We start from the raw sequence: 25,259 nt of genomic DNA on the forward strand, positions 1-25,259 counted from the left end.
CGCACTAACGAAGCCATCGCCCGTGTTCATAAAACCTTGGTTTCCGGATCTCTCAGGGCAATCAATTGCCTATATGGCGGCTGGCGTCCCCAAGGGGATTCGAACCCCTGTTACCGCCGTGAGAGGGCGGTGTCCTAGGCCTCTAGACGATGGGGACATCGCAAGGCGTGTGGCGGGCTTATAGGTCGTCGTCGGTGTGGCCGTCAAGCCTCGATTGCGTGCTGTTCATCCGCCTGCCAATTCCTGCGATAGTCCTGCGGCGAGGTCGCCAGAAGCCGGGTGAAGCTGCGGCGCAGCGTCTCTTCATTCTGGAAGCCGCACTGTTTCGCCACGGTTTTGACAGGCAGGGGGGTGTCGGCCAGCAGGGTTCGTGCCGCTTCGATCCGCAGGCGTTCCACAGCGCGGGCGGGGGTGATGCCGGTCTCCTCAAGATATCGGCGGCTAAAGCTGCGCTCGCTCATCCCCGCTTTCTGCGCAAGGGCACCGAGGCTCAGATCTCCCGCCAGAGTCTTCAGCATCCAATCGTGCAGATCGACAAAGCGAGAGGACCGCTGCAGGGACAGCATCGCGCTATATTGGGATTGCCCGCCAGGGCGCTTCAGGTAAACGACGAGATCGCGGGCAATCGCCAGCGCCAGATCGCGGCCGAGGTCGCGTTCTACCAGGGCGAGGCACAGGTCGATCCCGGCGGTCACCCCCGCTGAACTCCAGCAAGAACCATCTTCGATAAAGATCGGGTGCGGCTCCACCGTCAGGGCAGGGAAGCGACGGGCCAGATCGTCGCAGCGCTCCCAATGGGTGGCCACACGCCGACCGTCGAAGCGGCCGGAGGCTGCCACGATGAAAGCGCCCGTACAGATGGAGACGACCCGTTGCGCCGAGGCGGATCGTGCCGCGATCCATTCGATCAGTAAGGCATCCGCCATCGCAGCCTCGATCCCTTGCCCGCCCGGTACGATCAGCGTGTGCAATGGCGAGGCAGGGTCGGATAGGGGAGAGGTCATCACCGTGAGGCCCGAAGAGCTGACAACCGGGCCGCCAGAGCGTGAGACAGTTCCAATCCGATAGGGATCCGACGTCTCTTGTTTTGCAAGCTCATTGGCCGACGCAAAGACCTGCAGCGGCCCCGTCAGGTCGAGCAGCTGAAAACCCGGAATAGCTAGAATCTCGATGAGTCGGGTCATGTTTGGCGTAATTCGTGGGGTATGAGGCAATCTCGCCAAGCTAGAAGCTGTTATCCCTTGTGTCCAGCCGGAAGGAGACAGGTGATGGCCTTACAACTCAGACCCAACTGCGAATATTGCGACGTTGATCTTCCCCCCGATTCCGATCAGGCGCGGATCTGTACCTACGAGTGCACTTTCTGTTCGGACTGCGTCGAGACCAAGCTGTTCAATGTCTGTCCGAATTGCGGAGGTGGCTTCGCGCCGCGCCCCATCCGACCTGCGCAGGAATGGCGCAACGGATTGTCGCTCGCCAAGCGGCCAGCATCGACAGAGCGGGTGAAGGCAAGCTTCACGGCCACCGAGATTGCCGACTTCTCGGCAAAGCTCAGGCATATCCCGCCGAATAAGAGATAGGGGCCGCGCGCACAAACCTAGAAGCGATGGGAGCCAAAACCTTCTGCCATGCGGTCGATCAGACCGATCTGATAGGCGAGAAAATCGGGATTGGGCTGCTGGAAATCGAGGCGGACTTCCAGCGGATCAGCGGCCTTGATGGCAGAGTTGGCAAGTGTCGCAATCACCGCATGGCCGCAGAAGGGGACGTGGGCCTCCGAATATCCGCCTTCATGGACCAGCACGAGCCTGCCGTCGCATAGTTCATCGGCGGCCTGCATCGTCATGCGGGTCATCTCGGTAAAAGTCTTTGTGGAGGCCAGGGTGCGGGACAGAGGATCGACGCCGGATGCATCGAAGCCGCAGGCAACCATAATGACATCCGGTTTATAAGCCCGCAGCGCGGGCAGGACGATCCGCTCGAAGGCATGCAGATATCCGAAATGGCCCGTTCCCGGTACCAGGGGGATATTGATATTGTAGCCCTCGCCCTTACCGGAACCGCGATGATCGAGTTTTCCTGAATCCCGCGGATAGTTGTTTTCCTGGTGCAGGGAGATGGTCAGTACGTCTGATCGTTCATAGAAGATCGCTTCAGTCCCATTGCCGTGATGGACATCCCAGTCGATGACGGCGACACGGCCGACCCGCTTTTCCGCAAAAGCAGCCTCGACCGCGATGGCGATATTGGCGAGCAGGCAATAGCCCATCGGTTTGTCGGCCAGGCAATGATGGCCGGGTGGGCGCGACAGGGCGTAGGCGTTTTTCTGCTGACCCGTCAGAACGCTGCGCAATGCGCCGACGGCAAGACCGGCGGAGAGAGAGGCGATGTCGAAGCCACCCGGTCCGAAGGGGGTTCTTTCGCCGATTTCACCGCCCTTGCCGTCGGACAGCCGTTTGAATTCCTCGAGATAAGAGGCCGGGTGGACGCGCCTCAATTCCTCCCAGGAGGCGGCCGGGGCCGATGAAGCGGCAAGTTCGTCCATCAGGCCCGTGACATGCAGCAGGTTCTTCAGACGCCGTTTGGTTTCGGGATTTTCCGGCAGGCCCCCGGCTGCCAGCGGTTGGACAAGGTCACCGACCGGCATGATGAAGGCGTAATTGCCCCCCGAATGCCAGAAGCATTTCTCGTCCCACCAGAAGCCGGTCTGGAGCTGATTTGCGGTCATTCTGCCGATCCTTTGCTGAGACTGAGGATCTAAGCAGTATCAAAGCGAAATCACTCGTTAAATAAGAAAGCCGCCTCTTGGCGGGAGGTGGCTTCACGACATCGCTCACATCGCCGGGGCAGCTCTCGCCCGCTGACGCAGATAGGCTTCCGCCACCAGAAGATTGGGCATCCAGCAGAGGAAGGCGATCGCCTGATAGCTCTCGACGAAGGGCAGGAACAGCAGTTCGACGATCGGCAGATAGACCCGCAAGGTGATGGCGGCGCAGGTGAGGGCGAAGGAGCGGATCATCCAGGCCCGATGGCTGACGATATCGCGGCGGACGGCAGACATCCAACCTTGGGTGGTCGTATAAATCCAGGCGATGGCCAGCAGGCCGAAGCCCAGGGTGGATGGCAGGCCGGTGGAGGCGCCCAGCGCCAGGATGAAGCCGGTAGCCCCGCCGATAAGGCAGCCGGCGACATAGACGCGACCCGTTATCCGATGCCAGGTCGGGTGCTGCTGCCGCATCCGGGATAGCAGCTGGAAGGGCGCGACGAGCAACGCGACCGCTGCCGCTCCGGCATGGATGGCCAGAAACGGCTGCCGGAAAGCATTGTCAAAGATGGCATCCGGTATCGGGCCGATCCATAGCACGTAGCGCATGGAAAAGATCGCGATCCCGACTGAGAGCACCAGGGATATCCACCAGAGCACCCGGCTGGCGGCACTATTGACTGACGACATGGGACACCTCGTGGGTTGAAGCCATGGGCTCAGAAACGATAGCCGAGCAACAATGACACAGATGGCTGCAGATTACGTTCGACGATGGGGCTGTCGGCCGCATCGAGCAGGAGAATGCCGAGCTCAGCCTCGCCGCGCAGGAACCAATGCTGATTGAAGAGATAGGTTGCCGATGCGCTGATCTGCGCGCTCTTCAGACCGGCGTCGGCCTCGTAGCGCTGCAGCCCCGAGCGCGCCGATTGCCGGGGCGTGACGCTGAAATAGGCGTCCATATGCTTATTGTCGGCAAAGGTGGTCGAGGCAGAGGCGCCCAGGATCCACTTATTGCCGAACATCTGTTCGTAGGTGATGCCCATCTTGCCGGTCAGGCCATCGCTGCCGCCGATGGACTTATCGAGTTGGGCGAAAACGGCCATCTTGCCGAATTCATAACTGAGACGACCGCCGAGCTTGCCGCCGAAATCCACATCTCCCAGCCCGTCGAGGTGATCGGCATCGTCTTCTGACCTGCCGAGTTCATATCCGCCGAGCAGTTCAAAGCGGAAGCCGTTCTGATTGAGAACCCGCACGGACAATTCCTGGGAGTTGACCGAAAACCAGTCTTTGTAAGTGACAGCGAGATAGGGCAGGGGCGTCGGGCCGAATTCCTTGCCACCTTCATATTCGGGGGAAATCATCACGCCGCCGCCCAGCGTGACTGTCCAGTTGCTTGCCGTGGGATCGGCGGCCAGAGCGGGCAGGGAGACAGACAGCGAGAGCAGGAAGATATAGGCGACCGGCAGGCGGTTACGGTTCAGGACGGGCATGGTAACTCCACACCAGCGTCGGTCGTGTGACCCCACACGAGCTTTAACGACGAGGCGGGCTTATCTTCTGCTGTCGAGCAGGCCGCCAAGATGTCGAAATGTTACATTATATTTCAGCCGAAATGGCTGTTTCGCCCTGCGATATCGGCAGATTGACCCGGACGGTCAGCCCGTGGGGTTCCGTATCGTGCAATGTCAGCACGCCTGCGTGATGGCGGACGATTTCATGGACAATCGACAGGCCGAGGCCATAGCCGGAGCGGTCGGCATCGAGCGTCCTGGCATGGTCGATCTTGAAAAAGGGCTCCAGCACATGGTGCCGCAGATGTGCGGGTATGCCGGGGCCGGTATCGATGACCTCGACCACCGCCTCGCGACCGTGTTGCGTCAATCGGAGTAATCCGGAATCGGCAAATCTGACGGCATTGTCGCAGAGATTCGTGAGGGCGCGGAACATGCTGTTGGGCTGGCAGGTGATGACCAATCGCCCTGGCCCGTCGTAGGTGACGTCATGCCCGGCATCGCAGAAATCGGCAGATAGCGTCTGCAGCATGCTGGCGATATCCACCTGCTCCATCGCTTCGGATTGGCCGTTGGTGCGGAAATAATCCAGCGTGGCTGAAATCATCGTATCGACATGACCGAGATCCAGCAGGATCTGCTGCCTCAGTTGATCCTCCGCGATACGCTCCACCCTCAGCCGCATCCGAGTCAGCGGGGTGCGCAGGTCGTGGCTGATGCTTTGCAGCAGGCGCGTCCGGGTTTGCAGCAGATGGTTGATCCGGTCGCGCAACTCGTTCAGGGCGCGGGCGAGCTCGACGATTTCCCGGCTGCCGCATTCTTCGAGCGGCCGGGCGCGGGCGAGATACTCATCGGTATTCCCGACTGCATCGGCGATACGTCTGAGCGGCGCGGTGATCACGAAATAGGAGAAGGTCGAGAACAGCGTCAGCAGGGTCAAAACCGCCAGAACCTGATAGGTGAGGGCGCTGGTCATATCGGTGGTCAGGATTGAGTTCGGGATCGACAGAAACAGAAGATCGCGTGAGGGATCGAGCTCGGATAGGACTGCCAACCTACCGTTAAACCGGACGTAACGGCGGCTTACGGGCAGTTCGTAGTCGGGGGGGAAGGCGTGGTAGATCAGAGTGCCAAGCCAGCTGCGTAGATCGTCGGGCAGGGTCAGCCGATCCGCTTCTGCCTTGGGGAGGATGACAAACTCCAGTCCAGCTGCGGCTGCATTCTTCAGGATGCCTTCTTCTCCGGCAGGCCCAGCGGCCAGCAGCAGACGCGCGACGGTCTCCGTCCGCATCAGGACGAGGTCGGGGTTGACGGGGGCGGGCAACTGGGTGCGGACGAGATTCTCGATCCCTTTACCGACCGTGATCACGAACAGGACCGCAATTATGGTCAGCAGAAAGATCTGTCCGCGGATCGAGCGTGGCATCACGCGAGCCCAAAACCAGCTCATGCCTCCTCCACGCTGGCGGCGAAGGTATAACCGCCCAGCCGCACGGTTCTGATGATCTCCGGTGTCTTGGGGTCTTTCTCGATCTTCTGGCGCAGACGGCTGATCTGAACGTCGATGCTGCGCTCGACCGGACCGGCAAGGCCGGAATGGGTCATGGCCAGCAACTCATCCCGACTGATGATGCGGCCGGGATTTAAGCAGAAGGCATAGAGCAGATCGAATTCGGTCGATGTCAGCGAGATCCGGGCATTGTTCGGGTCGTGGACCTGGCGACGTTTGGAATCGACCCGCCAGCCATCGAATTTCAAAATCCGCTGGCGATCGCTTGGAGTGAAGCTATAGCCCGCGCGCCGCAGCAGGCTGCGGATGCGGGCGACGATTTCGCGGGAACCGAACGGCTTGGTGACATAATCATCCGCGCCTATCTCCAGGCCGATCACCCTGTCCACTTCCTCGCCCAGTGCCGTCAGCATCAAGATAGGGATCGCCTGTTCGGAGCGTATCCGGCGGCAGATAGAGATGCCGGATTCGCCCGGTAGCATAACGTCCAACACGATGACGTCGTAGGTGCCTCGCCGCAGCAGAAAGTCCATCTCGACACCGTCGCCGGCATGGTCGGTCTGGAAGCCGTTTTCTCCGAGGGTTTCCGCTAGAAGTCGGGCGACTTCGGCATCGTCTTCGACAATCAATATCCGCCCGCTGGTGGGAAGCTGGCCTCTGATGGTGGTCATGCTGATTTTCTCGGTTCGTTGGCCGGCGAACCGGACTGTAGCATGCCCGAAAAAGACGCAAGTGTTACGAAATGTTGCGGTGGCGAGAGGATTGAATCTCATCTCTGCCGAGGCTTGAGGCTTTTCGTGGAACTGGCTGCTGTTCACGACGTTCTTTTCGAGATGCAACATTCGCCTGCAAAGGAGGAAAAAATGCGCTCACAGAACGAAAACGGCAGTCAATTACTTGCTTTTTGCGCGGGTGCTGTGGTGGGAATCGCAGGGTTATGTCTTTATCGTTCGGCAAAGGGAACGATTGATGCCTTGCCTGCTGGCGCAAGCACCGCCGATGCTTTGAAGGCGATCAATCCGGCGCCAGAAGCCGTGAGATATGCCAAAACTGCCGTTGCGGCCGTTCAGAAAGCCGCAACGGATGCGAAGGATCGATTTAATAAGGGTCATTAATACAAATAGGGCTGGGGGAAATCCTCCAGCCCTATTTGTGTTCGCGGCAATGTGGTCACGAATATGATGATATGACGTAAAGCGCTTTGGGTGTCCTCCGGAGAAGAAGATAAAGAAATTCTCGTGTAAGACTTCGATGGTATCCAGATTTCTACCGCAGGTATTCAGTTGATGAGTGCGGCCGAATTAAGATTGGTTGTGTTCGGATAAGTTCCCGTAATGTCATGGTTTCCCTTGAAAGCCCTTAGTTGGCATTTGACATAAACCTCCGTTTCTTTTTGGCTCGACAGATTGACGCTTAGGTAGGATTGTCCCAGATCAAGGGTCACTAGGTTGAGGGAGCTTCCAGATGGACGGTGGAAATGGGTTGAGTTTGCTTGCGCAGGCTTCCAGCGCGCAGGCAATTGGCCGTATCGATACGCTGTCCGGTTCTGGGACCATCACCCGTGTCGACGGTTCGGTCGTGCCCGCCGATAAGGGGGCGGCCGTCTATCAGGGCGATGTTGTCGAAACCGCTAAAGGCGGCAGGGTAGGCATTGTCTTTGTCGACAGCACCACGTTTGCGCTGGGCGAAAGTGGCCAGATGCGCATGGACGAGCTGGTCTACAATCCGCAGACCAAAGCCGGTAATCTTGGGCTATCCATGCTGAAGGGCGCCTTCGTCCTGGTGACGGGTGAAATTGCGCCGTCCTCGACCGACGCCATGACTATCCGTACGCCGGTCGGCACCATCGGCATCCGCGGCACCAAGGTCGGCGGCGCTGTCGACGCCGAAAATGGCCTTATTCTTTCGCTGCTGCCCGATCCTGTCGGACGTCCGGCTGCCGTCGTGGTTTCAAACGCTGCTGGCACTCAATTCATCACCGAGACGAACACTGGCCTCCAGATATCGTCCTATGATACGGCGCCGACCTCGCCCCAGCCGCTCAATAGTCTGCCGCCAGCGCTGAACGACGTGTTGGCTCAGGTTCTGGCCTTCATTGACGGGATTGTGGGCGATCAGATTATCCAAGCTATTCAGCAGGTCGCCGAAGCTCAGTCTCTGGATCGTGAAGCCGCCGTTCGAGATGTCACCGTCCGGGCAGACGATGCTCAAACCCAGGCCCAGCAAGGAACTGCGGTCGACGGTTCTACTAAGATCGTTCTGACGGATTTTGAAACCAAGCTGTCCGAACTTCTGGATCAGCAGGGTGGTCTGCCCAGCGTTACCCCTTTTTATGTTGCTCCGATTCCGACCTCGCATCTGGCGCCGGTCGAGAATAAGACACCTCAATTTTCGCCCACTATTACGCCGGTCGTCGTCAAGCCCGAGCCTGAACCTCAGCCTGAGCCTGAGCCTGAACCGCCTAATGAAACCGTACCACCGGCGACGCCGACCCTAACCGGATCCCATCTTGTGGGCTCGGATCTTGCTGAATTGCTGATCGGTACATCGGGTGACGACCTGATCTATGGCAATGGTGGCAATGACACCATTCTGGCTATCAGCGGCTACGACAGCCTTTACGGCGGTGCGGGTGATGACATCATCCAGGCCGTTCAGCCCGCCTATGTCTATGACAGTAAAGCCTCGGCTATCCCGACGCCGAGCAAGTCGCTGAGCATTGATGGCGGCGCTGGTTACGATATTGCGACGATTAAGCTTCTGGCCGATGTCGATCTGAGCGGGGGGAATGAAGCTGGGCCTACTGGTAGGCTTGATGCTCATATTTCCAATATCGAGAAGCTCTACGTCGATATCTCGGCGCTCGATACCGGGACGCTGTATCTGTCGGATAGCATCGCCGGCGCGAGCAAACTGGGTCAGATCAATCTGATCGGAAGCAAGGTCGCCCATGTGGAGATCAATGCCTGGGGCGACCATGAGGGCATCAATATCAATGCCGCCGCCCTTGGCGGCAGCAATGAGATCGTAGGCTCCTATTTCTCCGACACGATCATCGCTGGCGCTGGCAACGATACCATCCGGGCTGATGACGGCTGGAACGAAGGCGAGAGTGAGGGCGACAGCTTGAATGGCGGCGCCGGTAACGACGTCATCAGCGGCAGCACTGGTCATGACACCATTCAGGGCGGCACAGGTAATGACACCATCTATGGAAATGGTGGGTCGGACATCCTGAATGGCGGCGCCGGTGACGACGTCATTTATCTTAGCGAAGATAGCGGTAATGCCGTTGTGAGCGGCGGTGCCGGGAATGACCGCATCGAAGTGTCCTGGGAGAGCGGCGAGGGTTCGCCGCTGTCGAATAACGCCATCCACGGCGGCGCTGGCGTCGATACGCTGGCGCTTCAGAATGGCAATGGTTACGAGGGCTATATCGGCCCGGGCTTCGACGTCACCGGCATCGATGTTCTTGAAATCGGGCCCAAAGGCAGCGGTGCTGCCGATTTCGCCTTCGATTTCACCGGCACGAATTTCGCGTCCGCCGATCAGAATGGCGACGGCAAGACGGGTGATCTGCGGATCGCGGTCAAGGGTGACCTCGGCTATCTGCATGTCGATGGCACCACTGGCGGCGAGGGCAGCATCATCGATGCCCACAATTACGACGTCGAACAGCTGAAGCTCACCGCCGGATCGGGCAACGACACCTTGATCCTTAGCGGCGTGGGCACGGGTGGCGCAACGATCACCGGTGGCGCTGGTGACGATGTGCTGCTTTTGGGGGCCAATGCCGCCAATGCCGTCATCTCGGGCGGCAGCGGCAATGATACATTGATCGTCGATGGCGGCATGACCTTGACCGGCACGCACCTCGGCACTGAAGCGGGCAGCGCCGACGTGGTCCGGGTCGTCATGAACGATCAGGCGATCAGCAGCTTCGGTCTCGGTTCCAGTTCCACTGGCATCGACCGGCTGGAGGTTTATGTCAATGTCGATAACGTCGGCTCCGCCTCTGTCTTGATCCAGAATGGCGTGGTTGCCTCGGGCGCGACCCTGACCATCCAGGGTTATGGCCATGACGGTCTGGTTGATTTCTATCAGGAAGGCGCTTCGGCCGGGATGGGCGGCGTCAAATCGTCGATCAGCGACTTGACCGACATCTCGGCCGGTGTTTCGATCAATGCTTTGGGCAATGCGGGTAACATCAGCGTCGCCGGAGGCTTTGCCGGCAATGACATGATAATCGGTGGCATGGGCAACGACACGATCTACGCTGGGAATGGCAATGACATTGTCTCCGGCGGCGGCGGTATCGATTCGCTCTATGGCGGTCTTGGCGATGACTCTCTGGTTCTGGCGCTCGGCGGTGGACGTCTCGATGGCGGCGCTGGCAATGATACGCTGATCGCAGGGAGTTCCGGCATGGTCGGCAATGTCTCGATCTATGGCGGCGATGGTAATGACAGCATCACTGGCGGTAGCCATGCGGTTCTGATCGAAGGTGGGTCAGGCAACGACACCATCTCGCTCAGAAGCAGCGCCGTGGTCTATGCCGGGGATGGCAACGATACGGTGACCGCCAGCAGCGCGGGTGCTCCGAACATCGATCTCGGGGATGGCGACGACTATTTGGCCATTTCGTCGGGTGTGACCGCCTTCACTGTCACAGGCGGTACAGGGAACGACACGATCAATGTCTCGAGCCTGTCCAGTGCTCCGGGGTTGATTTACGCCGGTGAGGGCAATGATTCGGTCCGGGCAGGTCTTGGCAACGACACGATCTATACCGGCAGCGGCAACGATCTGGTCTCGGGCAACGACGGCAACGACAAGATCTACGTCCAAGGCACCGGCACGATCTTTGGCGGCGAGGGGAATGACACGATCAACTTCTCCGACGCTACCAGCGGCGGTAGCATCATGATCAGCGGCGGCAACGGCGCCGACAGCTTTGAAGGCTCGACCACGGCCAACGTAACCTTCCGCTACTTCGAGCCGATGGAAGGGACGGACGTCTTCGCCCCTGGTGCCTTCAATGCCGCAACCATGCAGATCGAAGTTAGCGAACTGGATTTCCCTGGTTATGGCACGGTGATCGAACTATCGGGGACAGCGTGGAACGATGCGCTGATGGCCGATGGTAGCGGAGCACTTGTGTTGTTCACCAATACGACGACAAACACCAAGCAGCTCTATGCCGACTATAACGGCAATGGCGGCGGCTACAGCTATCTGGTGGTCGACTTCGGCACCAACGCGGTGACCAAGGACGATATCCAGTTCACCGATTATTCCTAAGGCGTCGGACGCCGACGTCAGAACATCTCAAAAATGAGGATGCGGGCCCAACCTTCAGTAGAAGTTGGGCCCGCACTCTGTAGGCGGGGCTTCCGGCTTACCGCACCAGGCAAGGACGCTTGTTATCAAAGCGCCAATCCTTCACGAGATACTGCATCGCGACCGCATCGTCGCGGGCGCCCAGTCCGTGCTTCAGATAGAGCTGATGGGCTTCTTCGACCCGATCCATGTCTAACTCGACACCAAGGCCGGGCTTTTCTGGAACATTGATATAGCCGTCAACGATCTTGAAAGGCTCGTGCGTCAGCCGCTGGCCGTCCTGCCAGATCCAATGGGTGTCGAGGGCGGTGACACGGCCGGGGGCGGCTGCTCCAACATGGGTGAACATGGCAAGCGACACATCGAAATGATTGTTCGAATGCGAGCCCCACGTCATGCCGAAAGCCTCGCACAGCTGCGCCACTCTTACCGATCCCTGCATCGTCCAGAAATGAGGGTCCGCAAGCGGTATATCGACTGACTGCAGTTGGATCGCATGGGCCATCTGGCGCCAGTCGGTCGCAATCATGTTCGTTGCCGTCGGCAGACCCGTCGCACGTCGGAATTCGGCCATGACTTCGCGTCCGGAAAAGCCCTTCTCTGCGCCACAGGGATCCTCGGCATAGGCAAGGATGTTTTTGAGGCCTTTGCAAAGGCGAACGGCCTCATCAAGTGACCAGGCGCCATTCGGATCAACGGTGATGCGGGCATCAGGGAAACGCTGAGCCAGGGCGGTGATCGCGTCGATTTCCTCTTCGCCGGCAAGCACGCCGCCTTTCAGTTTGAAGTCCTGGAAGCCATAGCGTTCCTGGGCTGCCTCTGCGAGGCGCACGATTGTTTCAGGGGTGAGCGCTTCCCTGTCTCGCAACCGAGTCCAATCATCGTTGGCGCCTTCCTCCTTGCGATAGGGAAGGTCGGTCTTTGCGCTGTTGCCGACGTAGAAGAGGTAGCCTAGCATCTGGACGCGGTCACGCTTCTGGCCGTCGCCCAGAAGCGCTGCCACCGGAACGCCGAGATGCTGACCCAGGAGGTCGAGCAGCGCCGACTCAAGGGCAGTGACAACATGTATGGTCGTGCGAAGATCAAAGGTCTGAAGGCCACGCCCACCTGCATCGCGATCCCTGAATGTATTGCGGACCGAGTCCAGCAACGCGTTGTAGCTGCCGATGGACTTGTCAACGAGTAGCGGAGCCGATTCTTCGAGCGTCTTCCGAATGGCTTCGCCGCCGGGAACTTCACCGACACCGATGTTGCCCGCCGTATCGGTGATCACCACAAGGTTGCGGGTGAAAAACGGCGAATGTGCTCCGCTCAGATTGAGAAGCATGCTGTCGCGTCCAGCGACTGGGATGGCCCGGACAGATTTGATGGTCGGGGCACCGTGAAAGCGGCTGGCATCTGCATTTCGGGTTTCGATCGACCTATCGAGCATTTCTTCCCCAACATCATTTGATTGATCTGTTTCTACGAGTGCCTTCGCGCCCGCATCCGTCGTGTCGATGCGCTGAGATCGACAAGCGGATCAAAATCCTATCGACCGGATTATATTTGTCAATATTAGTTATAATTAGTAAATTTACGCGGATATGGAGCTTGTATCGAAGGGGAGGTAAGGTGCGTCCATGATCGATAGCATTCAGCCGTTACGCCCATTGAAGGACCTGTCCTCTCATGCGCTCGCTCAACTTGAAGCGATGCTGGAGCAACCATCATGGAAAAATGGTGGACGTCTCCCGCCCGAAGCCGAATTAGCCCGGCAGTTTGGCGTTTCCCGGCCGGTTCTGCGCAAGGCCCTCACACAGATGCGTGAGGTTGGGCGAATTATATCCCGGCGGGGATCGGCGAATTTTGTGCAGCCAAAAGCCGATCTCCTGGCTGGGGCATCCGATCCTCAAAGCCTGTCGATCCAGACGGTTTATGATATGAAGCGACTGGTGCGCTTCAGGCAGGTCATTGAGTGCGCCGCTGCAGAGGATGCCGCCAGGCGATGCGATCCTGAAGCTATTGCCGACATCGAAGCCGCCTATGATCTGATGCAGACGTTATCGCCCGGCGGAACGGTATTCGAAGCTGATTTTGCGTTTCATCTCTCGATCGCGCAGGCGGCTGGAAACTCTTACTTCGTGTTCGCCTTAAAGACGATCAGGGACCAGATCAGGCTTACAATCGACTTCACTCGAAAACTACAGGATAGACCCTCCGATCAGGTTGTTCCTCGTGTTGTAAGTGAGCATCTGGAAGTGCTGGAGGCCATCAAAACGGGTGATCCGGAGCGAGCCCGTTCTGCCATGGATTTTCACATGAAGCAGACCATCATCCGACTGCTTGAAGAAGGCTGAGCTCGGGGTTTTTGGGTAAAGCGAGCTCTTGGGTCGCTGTGCGGTCACGCAAGTGCTGGCCGTCGCCGACTTAATTGAATGAACCCCACTGGTCTTCTTTGCAGCTTCCCAGAAGGGCTGGTTTTTTAATATATGGTCTGTATTTGTCGGTGATTTTAAATATATACAGAATGATTTTTCGAGAACGTCCGAAATGGATTCTAATTTTCATTGTAGGGGATGGTGTTGATGTAATGGGTGTTCAGAAAAATAGACTTTCGTTCATTTTTCTTTGTTTTATTTTTTTGTGTTTACGAATTTGATGTTAGTTAAGATGTGTTACTATTTTGTATTATTAAGTATTTATATATGTTCTGACGCCCATTCTGTGATGAAAGTGTGTGGGGTTTGTCAGTGAAAGTGTGGTGGTGAGGCAGATTTGCTGTAAAAATAACCCGTTCGAATCGATGGATTTGGCTTCTGCAGATTATATGTAGATTCTGTGTCTGTAGATAATTTCCATAACATGAAGTTATGGTTTTTGCGAACCGATAATGATTATTATATTTGAGTAAATTTCATTTATTGAATGGTAATACGTGAAATCATTACATTAATGAAAATTAAATCGATATAATTAACTGTCCACGGAAATAACGTTGGGAATCTTATCTGAGGATAGGGTCCCGTTTTTCTGGCGGGTGCAGTCGTGGTTTCAGGTGGGGCAGAACAGCGGTTATCGGTGGCTCATGAGGGGGCGGCGGGAAAAGTCGTGCTCGCCCAGGGCGACCTGATGCTCCTGCGCAGCGACATTTCGCTCCCTCTTCCGGCGGGGCAGGACCTGCAGACGGGCGACCGTATTGAAACCCTCAAGGGCATGATCGGGATTGTTCTGGCTGATCGGTCGGTCCTGGTGCTTGGGCCAGACAGCGTCTTGCAGATCGACGAGGTTTCCTACACGCCAGAGGTTAAAGCCGGTGTGATCGCTCTGTCGGTTTTATCCGGTCGTTTCACACTCCTTACCGGCGATCTGGCGCCAACGGCGTCGGATGTTTTCCTGGTCCATACGCCTGCCGCGCACCTGGGCCTGCGCGGCACCAAGCTGACAGGGGAAATGACGGAAAGCGGCGGTTTGACGGTTGCCTTGCTCGCCGATCCCGCCGACCGGCCATCGGCGGCCGTAGTCACGAATGGTGCCGGATCTCATTTTTTAACCCAGGTCGGATCTACGCTGCAGATCGAGGATTATACCAGCCGTCCGGCGCTTCAGGGCGTTGATAAAGCCGGGCCTGACTGGCACGAAATCGATGCGTCCCTCGCCGCGATGGCCGATTACATCGAAAGCCTGCTTGGCTATCGCCCGCCGATGGATGCTGAGGAAATTGCACTTTTTTCCAGCGTCACCGGGATTGATGCCGCGGCCTCGCTGATGCCGACGGTCGAGGAATTGCTCGGCTATCGAATTGTCGTCACCGGCCCCTATGTTGACCTGCATAGCGACAATCCACTGCATTTTGCAGGCGACGAGTATATCGGCCGCCGTGGGGCGTTCGGAGAGGAGATCTCCCGTAGCACGGCCCTTCCCCTGACGCAGGTCGGGCTGCCTGACCCCATCGATGCAACTCCTGGCAAAGGCGGCGGTGGCGGTGAGCCGGTCGGGCCGTATCCACCAGGCGCTATCGTCGGTACAGCCTATGATGACACCCTGGAGGGGACGGCGGGGCGTGACAGCATCTATGGGCTTGAGTCTAACGATAAACTGTATGGGAACGGGGGGGCCGATCTCTTCTGGGCCGGGTCTGGCAATGATGTGATCATCGTTCCGGAAATCGGCAGCAACGACGCCAGCAGCAGCGCCGGTAAGGCTGTTGCCTACGAGTTCGGTAGCATCGCCCGTCAAGCCGTTGCATACGAGGCCAATGGTGAGGATGGTCATGACACCTTGGCGGGCCGGATCGTCGAGGCGACGCATACCGGCGGCACGACGCTGATCAATGCCAAGACGTCCAGCATCGAGGTGTTGGACCTCAATGTGTCCACCGTCAAATACGATCAGCATGTGGTGATGGGAAAGACGGTGACCGATATCGGCATCGGCGAAACCATCATGAGTGGCTACACCAACCATAATCTTACGGTGACGGCCTCGGAGACCAACTCGTTGACCTTCCATCTCAACGGTATCGGGATGGGCGGCGACGACAGCGTTTTTGCCAATAAGTCGGTGCAGGCTGCCTTCGTCTATTCAGGCGCCGGGTGGGATATGATCACCACCGGCGACGGCCAGGATACCCTGATTGGCGGTACCGGCGCCGATACAATGATCGGTGGTCTTGGGAACGACCTCTATGAGGTTGATGACATCGGCGACGATGTGATCGAGCGGGGCGCCGCGGGCAAGGACACGGTCCGCTCCTACATCGATTATACGCTGGTTGCCAATACCGAGGTTCTGAGCCTGGCGGGGACCGCTAACCTGACCGGCACGGGCAATGGCCTTGATAATCTCGTGATCGGGAATGCGGGCCGTAATCTGCTGCTGGGGGATATCGGCGACGATACTCTGAGTGGTGGTGCCGGAAACGATACCCTGATCGGCGGCGCGGGCGACGATCTTCTGTCGGGCGGCACCGGGAATGATCTCTACCGTCTTGAAACCGTGAGCGACGCGGTCTCGGAACTGGCGGGCGAGGGGCAGGACACGGTCCAGATCGCGCATTCCTATACGCTGGGGGCCAATGTCGAGGTGCTGAGCCTGCTCGGCTCGGCCAATCTCAACGGCACCGGCGATGGGGATGCCGATACGATCATCGGCAATTCGGGCGACAACAAGCTCTTCGGCATGGCGGGCAACGATGCTCTCACCGGCGGCGCGGGGCATGACACGCTCGATGGCGGCGCGGGTGCGGATGCGATGTCGGGCGGAAGCGGCGACGATCTTTACGTGGTCGATGATCTCGCCGACCGGGTCGTGGAAGCGGCTGGCATGGGGACCGACACCGTCCGGGCATCGGTCGATGTGACGCTGAGTGCCAATGTCGAGGTCCTGAGCCTCACAGGCTCGTCCAACCTCAACGGCACGGGTGATGGGGATGCCGATACGATCATCGGCAATTCCGGGAACAACAAGCTTTCCGGCATGGCGGGTAACGATGTTCTGTCCGGTGGCGCGGGGGATGACACCCTCGACGGCGGTGCGGGTGTCGACACAATGTCCGGCGGCATCGGTAACGACCTTTATATCGTCAATGTCAGTACCGATACGATTGTCGAAGCGGCGGGCGAGGGGACGGACACCGTCCGGGCTGGAACCTCCTATTCGCTCGGCGCAAACGTTGAAGTCCTGAGTCTCACCGGCAGCGGTAACATCAGCGGCACGGGCGACGGGGATGCCGATACGATTATCGGTAACTCCGGCAACAACGCGCTCTCTGGTATGGCGGGGAATGACGTGCTGTCCGGTGGTGTGGGCAATGACACACTGGATGGTGGCGCGGGCGTCGACACGATGTCAGGCGGCACCGGCAACGATCTCTATATCGTGGACGACGGCAATGACCTAGTTATCGAAGGGGTAGGCCAGGGAAGCGATACGATCCAATCGTCCACCGACTTCACCCTGGTCGCAAACGTCGAAGTCCTGAGCTTGACTGGCGCCGGTAACCTCAACGGTACGGGCGATAGCGACGCCGATACGATTATCGGCAACTTAGGCGACAACAAACTCTCCGGCATGGCGGGGAACGATGTGCTATCCGGTGGCGCCGGGAGCGATACCCTCGATGGCGGCGCGGGCATCGATACGCTGGTCGGTGGCATCGGCAATGATTTCTACATCGTCGATAATGCGGGCGATGTGCTGGTGGAGAACGCAGGCGAGGGCACCGACACGGTTGCCGCTGGTATCTCCTATACCTTGTCGGGGAATATTGAGGTCCTGAGCCTCACGGGAACCGGCAATATCTCCGGCACCGGCAGCGCGACCAACGACACGATCATCGGCAATGCGGGGGACAACAAGCTCTCCGGCATGGCGGGCAACGACGTGCTGTCCGGCGGGGATGGTAACGACACGCTGGATGGCGGGACGGGTGTCGATCGGTTGTCGGGCGGGCTTGGCAATGATCTCTATGTCGTCGACGATAGCGGCGATCTTGTGGTCGAGCTGGCGGGCGAGGGGACGGATACCGTTCTTGCCTCGGACGACTTCACCCTGGTTACCAATGTCGAAGTTCTGAGCCTGACCGGATCGGCCAATATCAATGGCACGGGCGATGGTGACGCCGATACGATCATAGGCAACTCCGGTGATAACAAGCTCTCCGGTATGGCGGGCAACGACGTGCTGTCGGGTGGCGCGGGCGATGATACCCTCGATGGCGGCGTGGGTGCCGACACAATGTCGGGCGGCGTCGGCGATGATTTCTATGTCGTCGATGATGCTGGCGATATGTTGAGCGAAGCCGCAGGCGAAGGCACCGATACGGTCGCGGCCGGGATCTCCTATACCCTTGGCGCGAACGTCGAGGTTCTGAGCCTCACGGGCAGCGGCAATATCGACGGCACCGGCGATGGCGATGGCGATACGATCATCGGCAACTCGGGCGACAACAAGCTCTCCGGCATGGCGGGAAATGATGTCCTGTCGGGTGGCACGGGGGACGACACCATCGATGGCGGAGCCGGTGTCGACACGATGTCCGGCGGCATCGGTGATGATCTCTATGTCGTTGATGATGCGGGCGATCTGCTGGTTGAACTGGCGGGCGAAGGCACGGATACCGTCCAGTCGTCAATCAGCTACACGCTGTCGGCCAATGTCGAGGTGCTGAGCCTCACAGGTTCGGCCAATATCAACGGTACGGGCGATGGCGACGCCGATACGATCATAGGCAACTCCGGTGATAACAAGCTCTCCGGCATGGCGGGCAACGACGTGCTGTCGGGTGGCGCTGGCAACGACACGCTGGATGGTGGCGCGGGTGTTGATAGCCTGTCGGGCGGCACCGGCGACGATCTCTATATTGTCGACGACAGTACTGATGTGACGGTTGAGCTGGCGGGCGAGGGGATCGATACGATCCAGTCGACGGCCGACTATACGCTGACGGCGAATATCGAGGTTCTGAGTCTGCTGGGCAGCGGCAATCTCAATGGGACCGGCGATGGGGACGCCGATACGATCATCGGCAACTCCGGAGACAACAAGCTCTCCGGCATGGCGGGAGACGATGTTCTTTCGGGCGGTGCGGGCGATGATACGCTGGACGGTGGCGTAGGTGTCGACACGATGGTTGGTGGCACCGGCGATGACTTCTACGTCGTCGACGATGCGGGCGATGTGCTGGTGGAGAACGCTGGAGAAGGCATTGATACGGTCGCTGCAGGCGTCAGCTACACCCTTTCCGGGAACATCGAAGTCCTGAGCCTCACGGGCTCGGGAAATATAGACGGTACCGGCTCCAACGATAACGACACGATCGTTGGTAATTCGGGGGACAATAAACTCTCCGGCATGGCGGGCGATGATGTGCTGTCGGGTGGGGCGGGTAGCGACACTCTGGATGGTGGTGCGGGCATCGATACGCTGGTCGGCGGGACCGGCGATGATTTCTATGTCGTCGATGATGCTGGCGATGTGCTGGTGGAGAACGCCGGTGAAGGCACCGACACCGTGGCCGCCGGGGTCTCCTATACGCTCTCGGGTAATGTCGAGGTTTTGAGCCTGACTGGTTCGGGGAATATCGACGGCACCGGTTCCAACGACAACAACACCATCATCGGCAATGCCGGCGACAACAAGCTCTCCGGCATGGCGGGGGACGATCTGCTGTCCGGTGGCGCTGGCAATGACACGCTTGATGGTGGTCTAGGTGTCGATACGATGTCGGGCGGTATCGGCGATGACCTCTACATCGTGGATGGCGGCACCGATCTGGTCGTGGAAGCAGCAGGTGAAGGTAGCGATACGATCCTGTCTTCTGCGGACTATACCCTGGTTGCGAATGTCGAAGTGCTGAGCCTGACCGGCAGCGGCAACCTGAATGGCACGGGCGATGGTGACGCCGATACGATCATCGGCAATTCGGGGGACAATAAACTCTCCGGCATGGCGGGCAACGACGTGCTGTCGGGCGGCGCGGGCGACGATACTCTCGATGGCGGCGTGGGTGCCGACACAATGTCGGGCGGCATCGGAGACGATTTCTATGTCGTCGACGATGCGGGCGATGTGCTGGTGGAGAACGCGGGCGAGGGGATCGACACCGTTGCGGCAGGTGTCAGCTATACCCTTTCCGGCAATCTCGAGGTTCTGAGCCTCACCGGATCCGGGAATGTCGACGGTACCGGCAGCGCCAATAACGACACGATCATCGGTAATTCGGGCGACAACAAACTCTCCGGCATGGCAGGCGACGACATGCTGTCCGGTGGTGCGGGCAATGACACGTTGGACGGCGGAGCGGGCATCGACACGATGTCGGGTGGCATCGGCGATGATCTCTATGTGGTCGATGATAGTGGGGATCTGCTGGTCGAGTTGGCGGGTGAAGGCACGGATACCGTCCAGTCTTCAATCAGCTATACGCTGACGGCCAATGTCGAGGTTCTGAGTCTTACCGGCTCGGCCAATATCGACGGCACCGGCGACGGGGATGCCGATACGATCATCGGCAATTCGGGCGACAACAAACTCTCCGGCATGGCGGGCGACGATGTGCTGTCGGGTGGCGCTGGCAATGACACGCTGGATGGCGGTGCAGGCGTCGATAGCCTGTCGGGCGGGACCGGCGATGATCTCTATCTCGTCGACGACAGTACTGATGTGACGGTTGAGCTGGCGGGTGAGGGGATCGATACGATCCAGTCGACGGCCGACTATACGCTGACGGCGAATATCGAGGTTCTGAGTCTGCTGGGCAGCGGCAACCTGAATGGCACCGGCGATGGTGACGCCGATACGATCATCGGCAACTCCGGAGACAACAAGCTCTCCGGTATGGCGGGCAACGACGTGCTGTCGGGCGGCGCGGGCGACGATACCCTCGATGGCGGCGTGGGTGCCGACACAATGTCGGGCGGCACCGGCGATGATTTCTATGTCGTCGACGATGCGGGCGATGTGCTGGTTGAGACTGCCGGTGAAGGCATCGATACGGTCGCTGCCGGGATCTCCTTTACGCTTGGCGCCAATGTCGAGGTCCTGAGCCTGACCGGCAGCGGCAATATCGACGGCACCGGCGATGGTGATGCCGATACGATCATCGGTAATTCGGGCGACAACAAGCTCTCCGGCATGGCAGGTGATGATGTCCTGTCCGGTGGTGCGGGTAATGACACGCTCGATGGTGGGGCCGGCCTCGACACGATGTCGGGCGGTATCGGTGATGATCTCTATAGCGTCGATGATCTCGCCGATGTGGTGGTGGAGGCCGCAGGCGAGGGGCAGGATACCCTGCAGGTCGGCTTCGACTATACGCTGATGGCGAATGTCGAAGTGCTAAGCCTGACCGGCAGCGGCAATATCAACGGCACGGGCGATGGCGACGCCGATACGATTATCGGCAATACCGGCGATAACAAACTCTCCGGAATGGCTGGTGATGACGTTCTGTCCGGTGGTGCGGGCAATGACACGCTGGATGGTGGACTGGGCATCGATACGATGTCGGGCGGTATCGGCAACGATCTCTATCTCGTCGACGATAGCGGTGATGTGATCGTCGAACTGGGCGGCGAAGGCACGGACACTGTTCATTCTTCAGCCAGCTACACCCTGTCGGCCAATGTCGAAGTTCTGAGCCTGCTGGGGTCGGGCAACATCGACGGCACGGGCGACGGCGACGCCGATACGATCATCGGCAATATCGGCGACAATATCCTGTCGGGTGCAGCGGGGAACGACGTTCTGACCGGGGCAGCGGGCAATGATACGCTGGATGGCGGCCTGGGTGCGGACACGATGTCGGGCGGTGTCGGCGACGATGTCTATGTCGTCGATGATGCCGGCGACGTCGTGGTGGAACTGCCGGGCGAGGGCAACGATACCGTCCAGACCAGCCTTTCCTACACGCTGGCGGCTGATTTTGAAGGCTTGAGCCTGACCGGATCGACCAACGCCAGCGGCATCGGCAATAGCCTCGACAACATCATTATCGGTAATAGCGGCAACAACCTGCTGTCGGGCGGTGTCGGCGATGATACGCTGGACGGTGGCGCGGGCAATGACACCTTAAGCGGTGGCGCGGGAACCGACAGTCTGCATGGCGGGGCGGGGAATGACGCCTTCTATGTCGACGATCCGAGCGATATTGCGACGGAAGCGGCGGGTGAAGGGATCGATACCGTCTATGCCGGGTTCGACTATACCATCGGCGCCAATATCGAAGGTCTGAGCCTGACCGGCACCGGCGACTTCAAGGGCACCGGCAACGCCGAGAATAATACGATCTGGGGCAATAGCGGCGATAACCTGCTGTCGGGCGATGCGGGCAGCGACATTCTGGTCGGTGGCGCGGGGGCGGATACGCTCGACGGCGGCACCGGGGCCGATACCCTGAGCGCTGGCACTGGCAGCGACATCTATATCGTCGACGATAATGGCGATGTGATCGTGGAGCTTTCGGGCGAGGGGACGGATACGATCTATTCCTCTGCGACCAGCTACACCATGGGTGCCAATACCGAGATCATCACCCTGGTCGGCACGGGAAATATCGGCGCGACGGGCAATACGCTGGATAATCTGATGCTCGGTAACACGGGCAACAACGCGATCTCGGGCGGCGGCGGCAAGGATACGATCAGCGGTGGCGACGGCAATGATACGCTCGACGGCGGTACGGGCGACGACACACTGATCGGCGGTACAGGCAACGATTATTATGTCGTCGACAGCTCGACCGACGTGGTGATCGAACTATCGGGTGAAGGCGACGACACCATCGAGGCCAATTACTCCTACACCTTGAGCGGACCGATAGAGAACCTGGTGCTCTCAGGCGGCTCGAACATCAATGGCACGGGTAGCGCCATTGATAATAAGATAACCGGCAACACCGGCTCCAACGTGCTCTCGGGTGGCGATGGCGACGATACGCTGGACGGCGGCGCGGGCGATGATTCGCTTTATGGCGGTAATGGCACGGACGTGCTGTCGGGCGGCTTTGGGGGCGACCGCTTCTATGTCGATGATCCAACCGATCTCGTCATCGAATATGATGGCCAGGTCCAGGGTATCGATACGGTCTATGCCGATTTCAACTATACGCTGCCAGCCAATGTGGAAGTCCTGAGCCTGATCGGGACGGCCGACTGGATCGGCGTCGGCACCGATGCGGCCGATACCATCTGGGGCAACAGCGGCAACAACGATCTCTCTGGCAAGGCCGGGGACGATTATCTCGACGGCGGGGCTGGCAAGGACTCGATGTCCGGCGGGCTTGGCAACGACACCTACTTCCTCGACGATCTGGGCGACGTGGTGGTGGAGAATGCTGGAGAGGGCAAGGATCTCATCAACGTCAATTACGACTATACGCTGGGCGCCAACTTCGAGGATCTGAACATCTGGGGTCCGGCGATCCGCGGTATCGGCAACGAGCTCGACAACAACATCAACGGCAACGTCAACGACAACTACCTCTGGGGTGGCGATGGTAACGACAGCTTGGATGGGCTGGCGGGTATCGACACCATGGAGGGCGGGCTTGGCGACGACGTCTATAACGTCGACGATCCCCTGGATGTGATCATTGAAAATGTCGGCGAGGGGACGGACAGCGTCAATGCCGCCTTCTCCTACACTCTATCTGCCTCGCTGGAATATCTGGCGCTGACCGGCCTTGGTAATACCGAAGGGGTTGGGAATAATCTGGGTAATCTCATTTCCGGGAACCTCGGCGACAATACGCTCAAAGGCATGGACGGCAACGACACGCTGTTTGGCGGCGGTGGCAGCGATACGCTGATCGGTGGAACGGGCGACGATTATTATACCGTCGTCAAATCCACCAATGACACCATCATCGAGGTGGCGGGCGAGGGGAATGACACGGTGCTGGCCGATATCTCCTTCACCCTCGTGGGCGATATCGAGGTGCTGACCCTGATTGGCACCGCTGACCTGCATGGCACCGGCAGCACTATCGGCAATATCATCTGGGGCAATTCCGGCAATAACGTGCTGTCGGGCGAGGATGGCAACGACACGCTCAACGGCGGCGATGGCAACGACACGCTGGTTGGCGGTAACGATAACGACAGCCTGGACGGCAGCTTTGGCGATGACGCCATGTCAGGCGGCACGGGTGACGATATCTACATCGTTGATAGCGCAGGCGACGTTGTGGTCGAGCTGGCGGGCGAAGGGACGGATACGCTGGTCGCCTTCGTCAATTATACGGTCGGCGCGAATATCGAGGTCATCAGCTTCGGCGGTTCGATGGCGATATCGGTCACCGGCAATGCGCTCAACAACCTCATGGTCGGCAATGCCAATAACAATACGCTGAACGGTGGAGCGGGCGACGACACGATGGATGGCGGCGCGGGGGCCGATCTCTATTACGTCGACAGCCTGGGCGATGTGGTCGTCGATAGTTTCGCAGGCTGGATCGATAGTGTTGTCGCCAGTGTCGATTTCACCATGCAGGGGTCGGGGATCGAGGTCCTGAGCCTTTCCGGATCTGCTAACTTGAAGGGCATAGGATCGACGGGCTTTGACAATATCACCGGCAATTCCGGCGACAACCTGCTGGATGGCGATACAGGTAATGACACCCTGGTCGGTGGCGCGGGTAACGACACCTTGAGCGGTGGGACCGGTGTCGACAGGCTCGACGGCGGGAGTGGCGATGACCTCTTCTATTACGAAGGGTTCGATACACTGATCGAGGCGGCTGGCGGGGGCAACGATACCGTGGTTGCCTCGGAAAACTATACGCTGCTGGCCAATTTCGAAAACTTAAGCCTTGGTGGGGCTGGCAATTACAATGGCGGCGGCAATACAGCCGACAATGTGATCACCGGCAATGGCGGCAACAATCAGCTCTCCGGTGCAGCGGGCAACGATACGTTAAGCGGTGGGGCTGGCAACGATAGTCTGACCGGCGGTATCGGCGACGATGTGATGGACGGTGGCCTCGGTAATGATCTCTTCAGCGTCGATAGCGCTGCCGATGTGATCGTCGAGGCGGCAGGCGAGGGTAGCGATACCGTGGTCAGTGCCATTTCCTTCACCCTGACGGCTGGTCAGGAGATCGAAGTCCTGAGCCTCTCAGGCAGCGGCAATATCGATGGCGCGGGCAATGCAGCCGACAATACGCTGATCGGGAATGGGGGCAATAACAGCCTCAACGGCGGTGGCGGTGCCGATACTCTGAGCGGCGGTGCAGGCAACGACACACTGGATGGCGGGGCCGGAGCTGATGTCCTGAATGGCGGTACCGGAGCCGATACCTTTGTCTTCAAGGCCGCCGACCTTGGCAGCGATATCGATACTGTGGCCGGCTTCACCTCCGGTACCGATAAGCTGCAGATTGAGATCGCAGGCCTGGGCGCGGGGGCACTCAGCGCCAGCCAGTTCTTGAATGATCTCGCCAGCAACAGCTTCAATGGGTCCGGCGGCAACAACGGCGCACCGAACTTGATCGTCAGTCATTGGAACGGTTCCGCCTATGACGCCAATACTTATGTCTGGCTAGATGCAGATGGATCGGGCGCAGGAACGGGTTACATTGTCGCCAATCTGGGGACTGCCGCAGTAACTCATACAGATATAGTTGTGAGCTAGGAAATTCAGCAACCTA

At 58.9% G+C, this 25,259-nt stretch carries 12 protein-coding genes and 1 tRNA gene; 5 read left to right on the top strand and 8 right to left on the bottom strand.

The window, feature by feature from the left end:
* Positions 1-81 precede the first annotated feature (81 nt).
* Positions 82-157: transfer RNA gene (locus ACFSM5_RS08480), tRNA-Glu, on the bottom strand.
* A 46-nt stretch (positions 158-203) separates the two neighbouring features.
* Positions 204-1,184: a GlxA family transcriptional regulator gene (locus ACFSM5_RS08485; protein ID WP_379875891.1), complete on the bottom strand. Its 981-nt coding sequence runs from the start codon at positions 1,182-1,184 to the stop codon at positions 204-206.
* Positions 1,185-1,268: 84 nt separating this feature from the next.
* Between ACFSM5_RS08485 and ACFSM5_RS08490 the strand changes: the two genes are divergently transcribed.
* Positions 1,269-1,580, top strand: a complete 312-nt coding sequence (locus tag ACFSM5_RS08490) for a DUF1272 domain-containing protein (protein WP_379875892.1) — start codon at positions 1,269-1,271, stop codon at positions 1,578-1,580.
* Positions 1,581-1,597: 17 nt separating this feature from the next.
* On the opposite strand, the gene ACFSM5_RS08495 is transcribed toward ACFSM5_RS08490, so the two are convergent.
* The 5 genes from ACFSM5_RS08495 to ACFSM5_RS08515 all read right to left on the bottom strand — a co-directional run bounded on the left by ACFSM5_RS08495 (position 1,598) and on the right by ACFSM5_RS08515 (position 6,462).
* Positions 1,598-2,728, bottom strand: a complete 1,131-nt coding sequence (locus ACFSM5_RS08495) for a class II histone deacetylase (RefSeq protein WP_379875893.1) — start codon at positions 2,726-2,728, stop codon at positions 1,598-1,600.
* A 105-nt stretch (positions 2,729-2,833) separates the two neighbouring features.
* The gene (locus ACFSM5_RS08500) at positions 2,834-3,454 is read right to left on the bottom strand and encodes a DUF2306 domain-containing protein (protein WP_379875894.1); all 621 of its coding nucleotides are present in this window, start codon (positions 3,452-3,454) and stop codon (positions 2,834-2,836) included.
* Positions 3,455-3,483: 29 nt separating this feature from the next.
* A complete protein-coding gene (locus ACFSM5_RS08505) occupies positions 3,484-4,260 on the bottom strand; it encodes a MipA/OmpV family protein (protein ID WP_379875895.1) in 777 nt (258 codons plus the stop codon).
* A 106-nt stretch (positions 4,261-4,366) separates the two neighbouring features.
* Positions 4,367-5,731 (bottom strand): ATP-binding protein, encoded by a 1,365-nt coding sequence (locus ACFSM5_RS08510; protein WP_379875896.1) that lies wholly within the window; start codon positions 5,729-5,731, stop codon positions 4,367-4,369.
* Positions 5,728-6,462 carry a response regulator gene (locus tag ACFSM5_RS08515; RefSeq protein ID WP_379875897.1) on the bottom strand — a complete coding sequence of 245 codons (735 nt, stop codon included), beginning with the start codon at positions 6,460-6,462 and terminating at the stop codon, positions 5,728-5,730. Before ACFSM5_RS08515 ends, ACFSM5_RS08510 begins: the two co-directional genes overlap by 4 nt.
* Before the next feature lie 42 nt (positions 6,463-6,504).
* Between ACFSM5_RS08515 and ACFSM5_RS08520 the strand changes: the two genes are divergently transcribed.
* Together ACFSM5_RS08520 and ACFSM5_RS08525 are read left to right on the top strand one after the other, a co-directional pair.
* A complete protein-coding gene (locus ACFSM5_RS08520; protein ID WP_379875898.1) occupies positions 6,505-6,906 on the top strand; it encodes a hypothetical protein in 402 nt (133 codons plus the stop codon).
* A 349-nt stretch (positions 6,907-7,255) separates the two neighbouring features.
* Positions 7,256-11,092, top strand: a complete 3,837-nt coding sequence (locus ACFSM5_RS08525) for a FecR domain-containing protein (RefSeq protein ID WP_379875899.1) — start codon at positions 7,256-7,258, stop codon at positions 11,090-11,092.
* A 97-nt stretch (positions 11,093-11,189) separates the two neighbouring features.
* On the opposite strand, the gene gudD is transcribed toward ACFSM5_RS08525, so the two are convergent.
* Positions 11,190-12,563, bottom strand: coding sequence for a glucarate dehydratase (gene gudD, locus ACFSM5_RS08530; RefSeq protein WP_379875900.1), 1,374 nt, complete (start codon positions 12,561-12,563; stop codon positions 11,190-11,192).
* Positions 12,564-12,753: 190 nt separating this feature from the next.
* Here gudD and ACFSM5_RS08535 point away from each other — a divergent pair, with 190 nt between their 5' ends.
* Positions 12,754-13,470 carry a FadR/GntR family transcriptional regulator gene (locus ACFSM5_RS08535; RefSeq protein ID WP_379875901.1) on the top strand — a complete coding sequence of 239 codons (717 nt, stop codon included), beginning with the start codon at positions 12,754-12,756 and terminating at the stop codon, positions 13,468-13,470.
* Between the two features lie 721 nt (positions 13,471-14,191).
* On the top strand, positions 14,192-25,243 hold the full coding sequence (locus tag ACFSM5_RS08540) for a hypothetical protein (RefSeq protein WP_379875902.1): 11,052 nt from the start codon (positions 14,192-14,194) through the stop codon (positions 25,241-25,243).
* Positions 25,244-25,259 lie beyond the last annotated feature (16 nt).

The sequence above is a fragment of the Lacibacterium aquatile genome (assembly GCF_042683105.1).
Classification (GTDB): domain Bacteria; phylum Pseudomonadota; class Alphaproteobacteria; order Elsterales; family Elsteraceae; genus Lacibacterium; species Lacibacterium aquatile.

Excerpts from the sequence above, each read along its gene's own strand:
- ACFSM5_RS08485 (WP_379875891.1), bottom strand. The coding sequence starts at position 1,184 with ATGACCCGACTCATCGAGATTCTAGCTATTCCGGGTTTTCAGCTGCTC.
- ACFSM5_RS08505 (WP_379875895.1), bottom strand. The coding sequence starts at position 4,260 with ATGCCCGTCCTGAACCGTAACCGCCTGCCGGTCGCCTATATCTTCCTG.
- ACFSM5_RS08495 (WP_379875893.1), bottom strand. The coding sequence starts at position 2,728 with ATGACCGCAAATCAGCTCCAGACCGGCTTCTGGTGGGACGAGAAATGC.
- ACFSM5_RS08510 (WP_379875896.1), bottom strand. The coding sequence starts at position 5,731 with ATGAGCTGGTTTTGGGCTCGCGTGATGCCACGCTCGATCCGCGGACAG.
- ACFSM5_RS08525 (WP_379875899.1), top strand. The coding sequence starts at position 7,256 with ATGGACGGTGGAAATGGGTTGAGTTTGCTTGCGCAGGCTTCCAGCGCG.
- gudD (WP_379875900.1), bottom strand. The coding sequence starts at position 12,563 with ATGCTCGATAGGTCGATCGAAACCCGAAATGCAGATGCCAGCCGCTTT.
- ACFSM5_RS08535 (WP_379875901.1), top strand. The coding sequence starts at position 12,754 with ATGATCGATAGCATTCAGCCGTTACGCCCATTGAAGGACCTGTCCTCT.
- ACFSM5_RS08500 (WP_379875894.1), bottom strand. The coding sequence starts at position 3,454 with ATGTCGTCAGTCAATAGTGCCGCCAGCCGGGTGCTCTGGTGGATATCC.
- ACFSM5_RS08520 (WP_379875898.1), top strand. The coding sequence starts at position 6,505 with ATGCCCGAAAAAGACGCAAGTGTTACGAAATGTTGCGGTGGCGAGAGG.
- ACFSM5_RS08515 (WP_379875897.1), bottom strand. The coding sequence starts at position 6,462 with ATGACCACCATCAGAGGCCAGCTTCCCACCAGCGGGCGGATATTGATT.
- ACFSM5_RS08490 (WP_379875892.1), top strand. The coding sequence starts at position 1,269 with ATGGCCTTACAACTCAGACCCAACTGCGAATATTGCGACGTTGATCTT.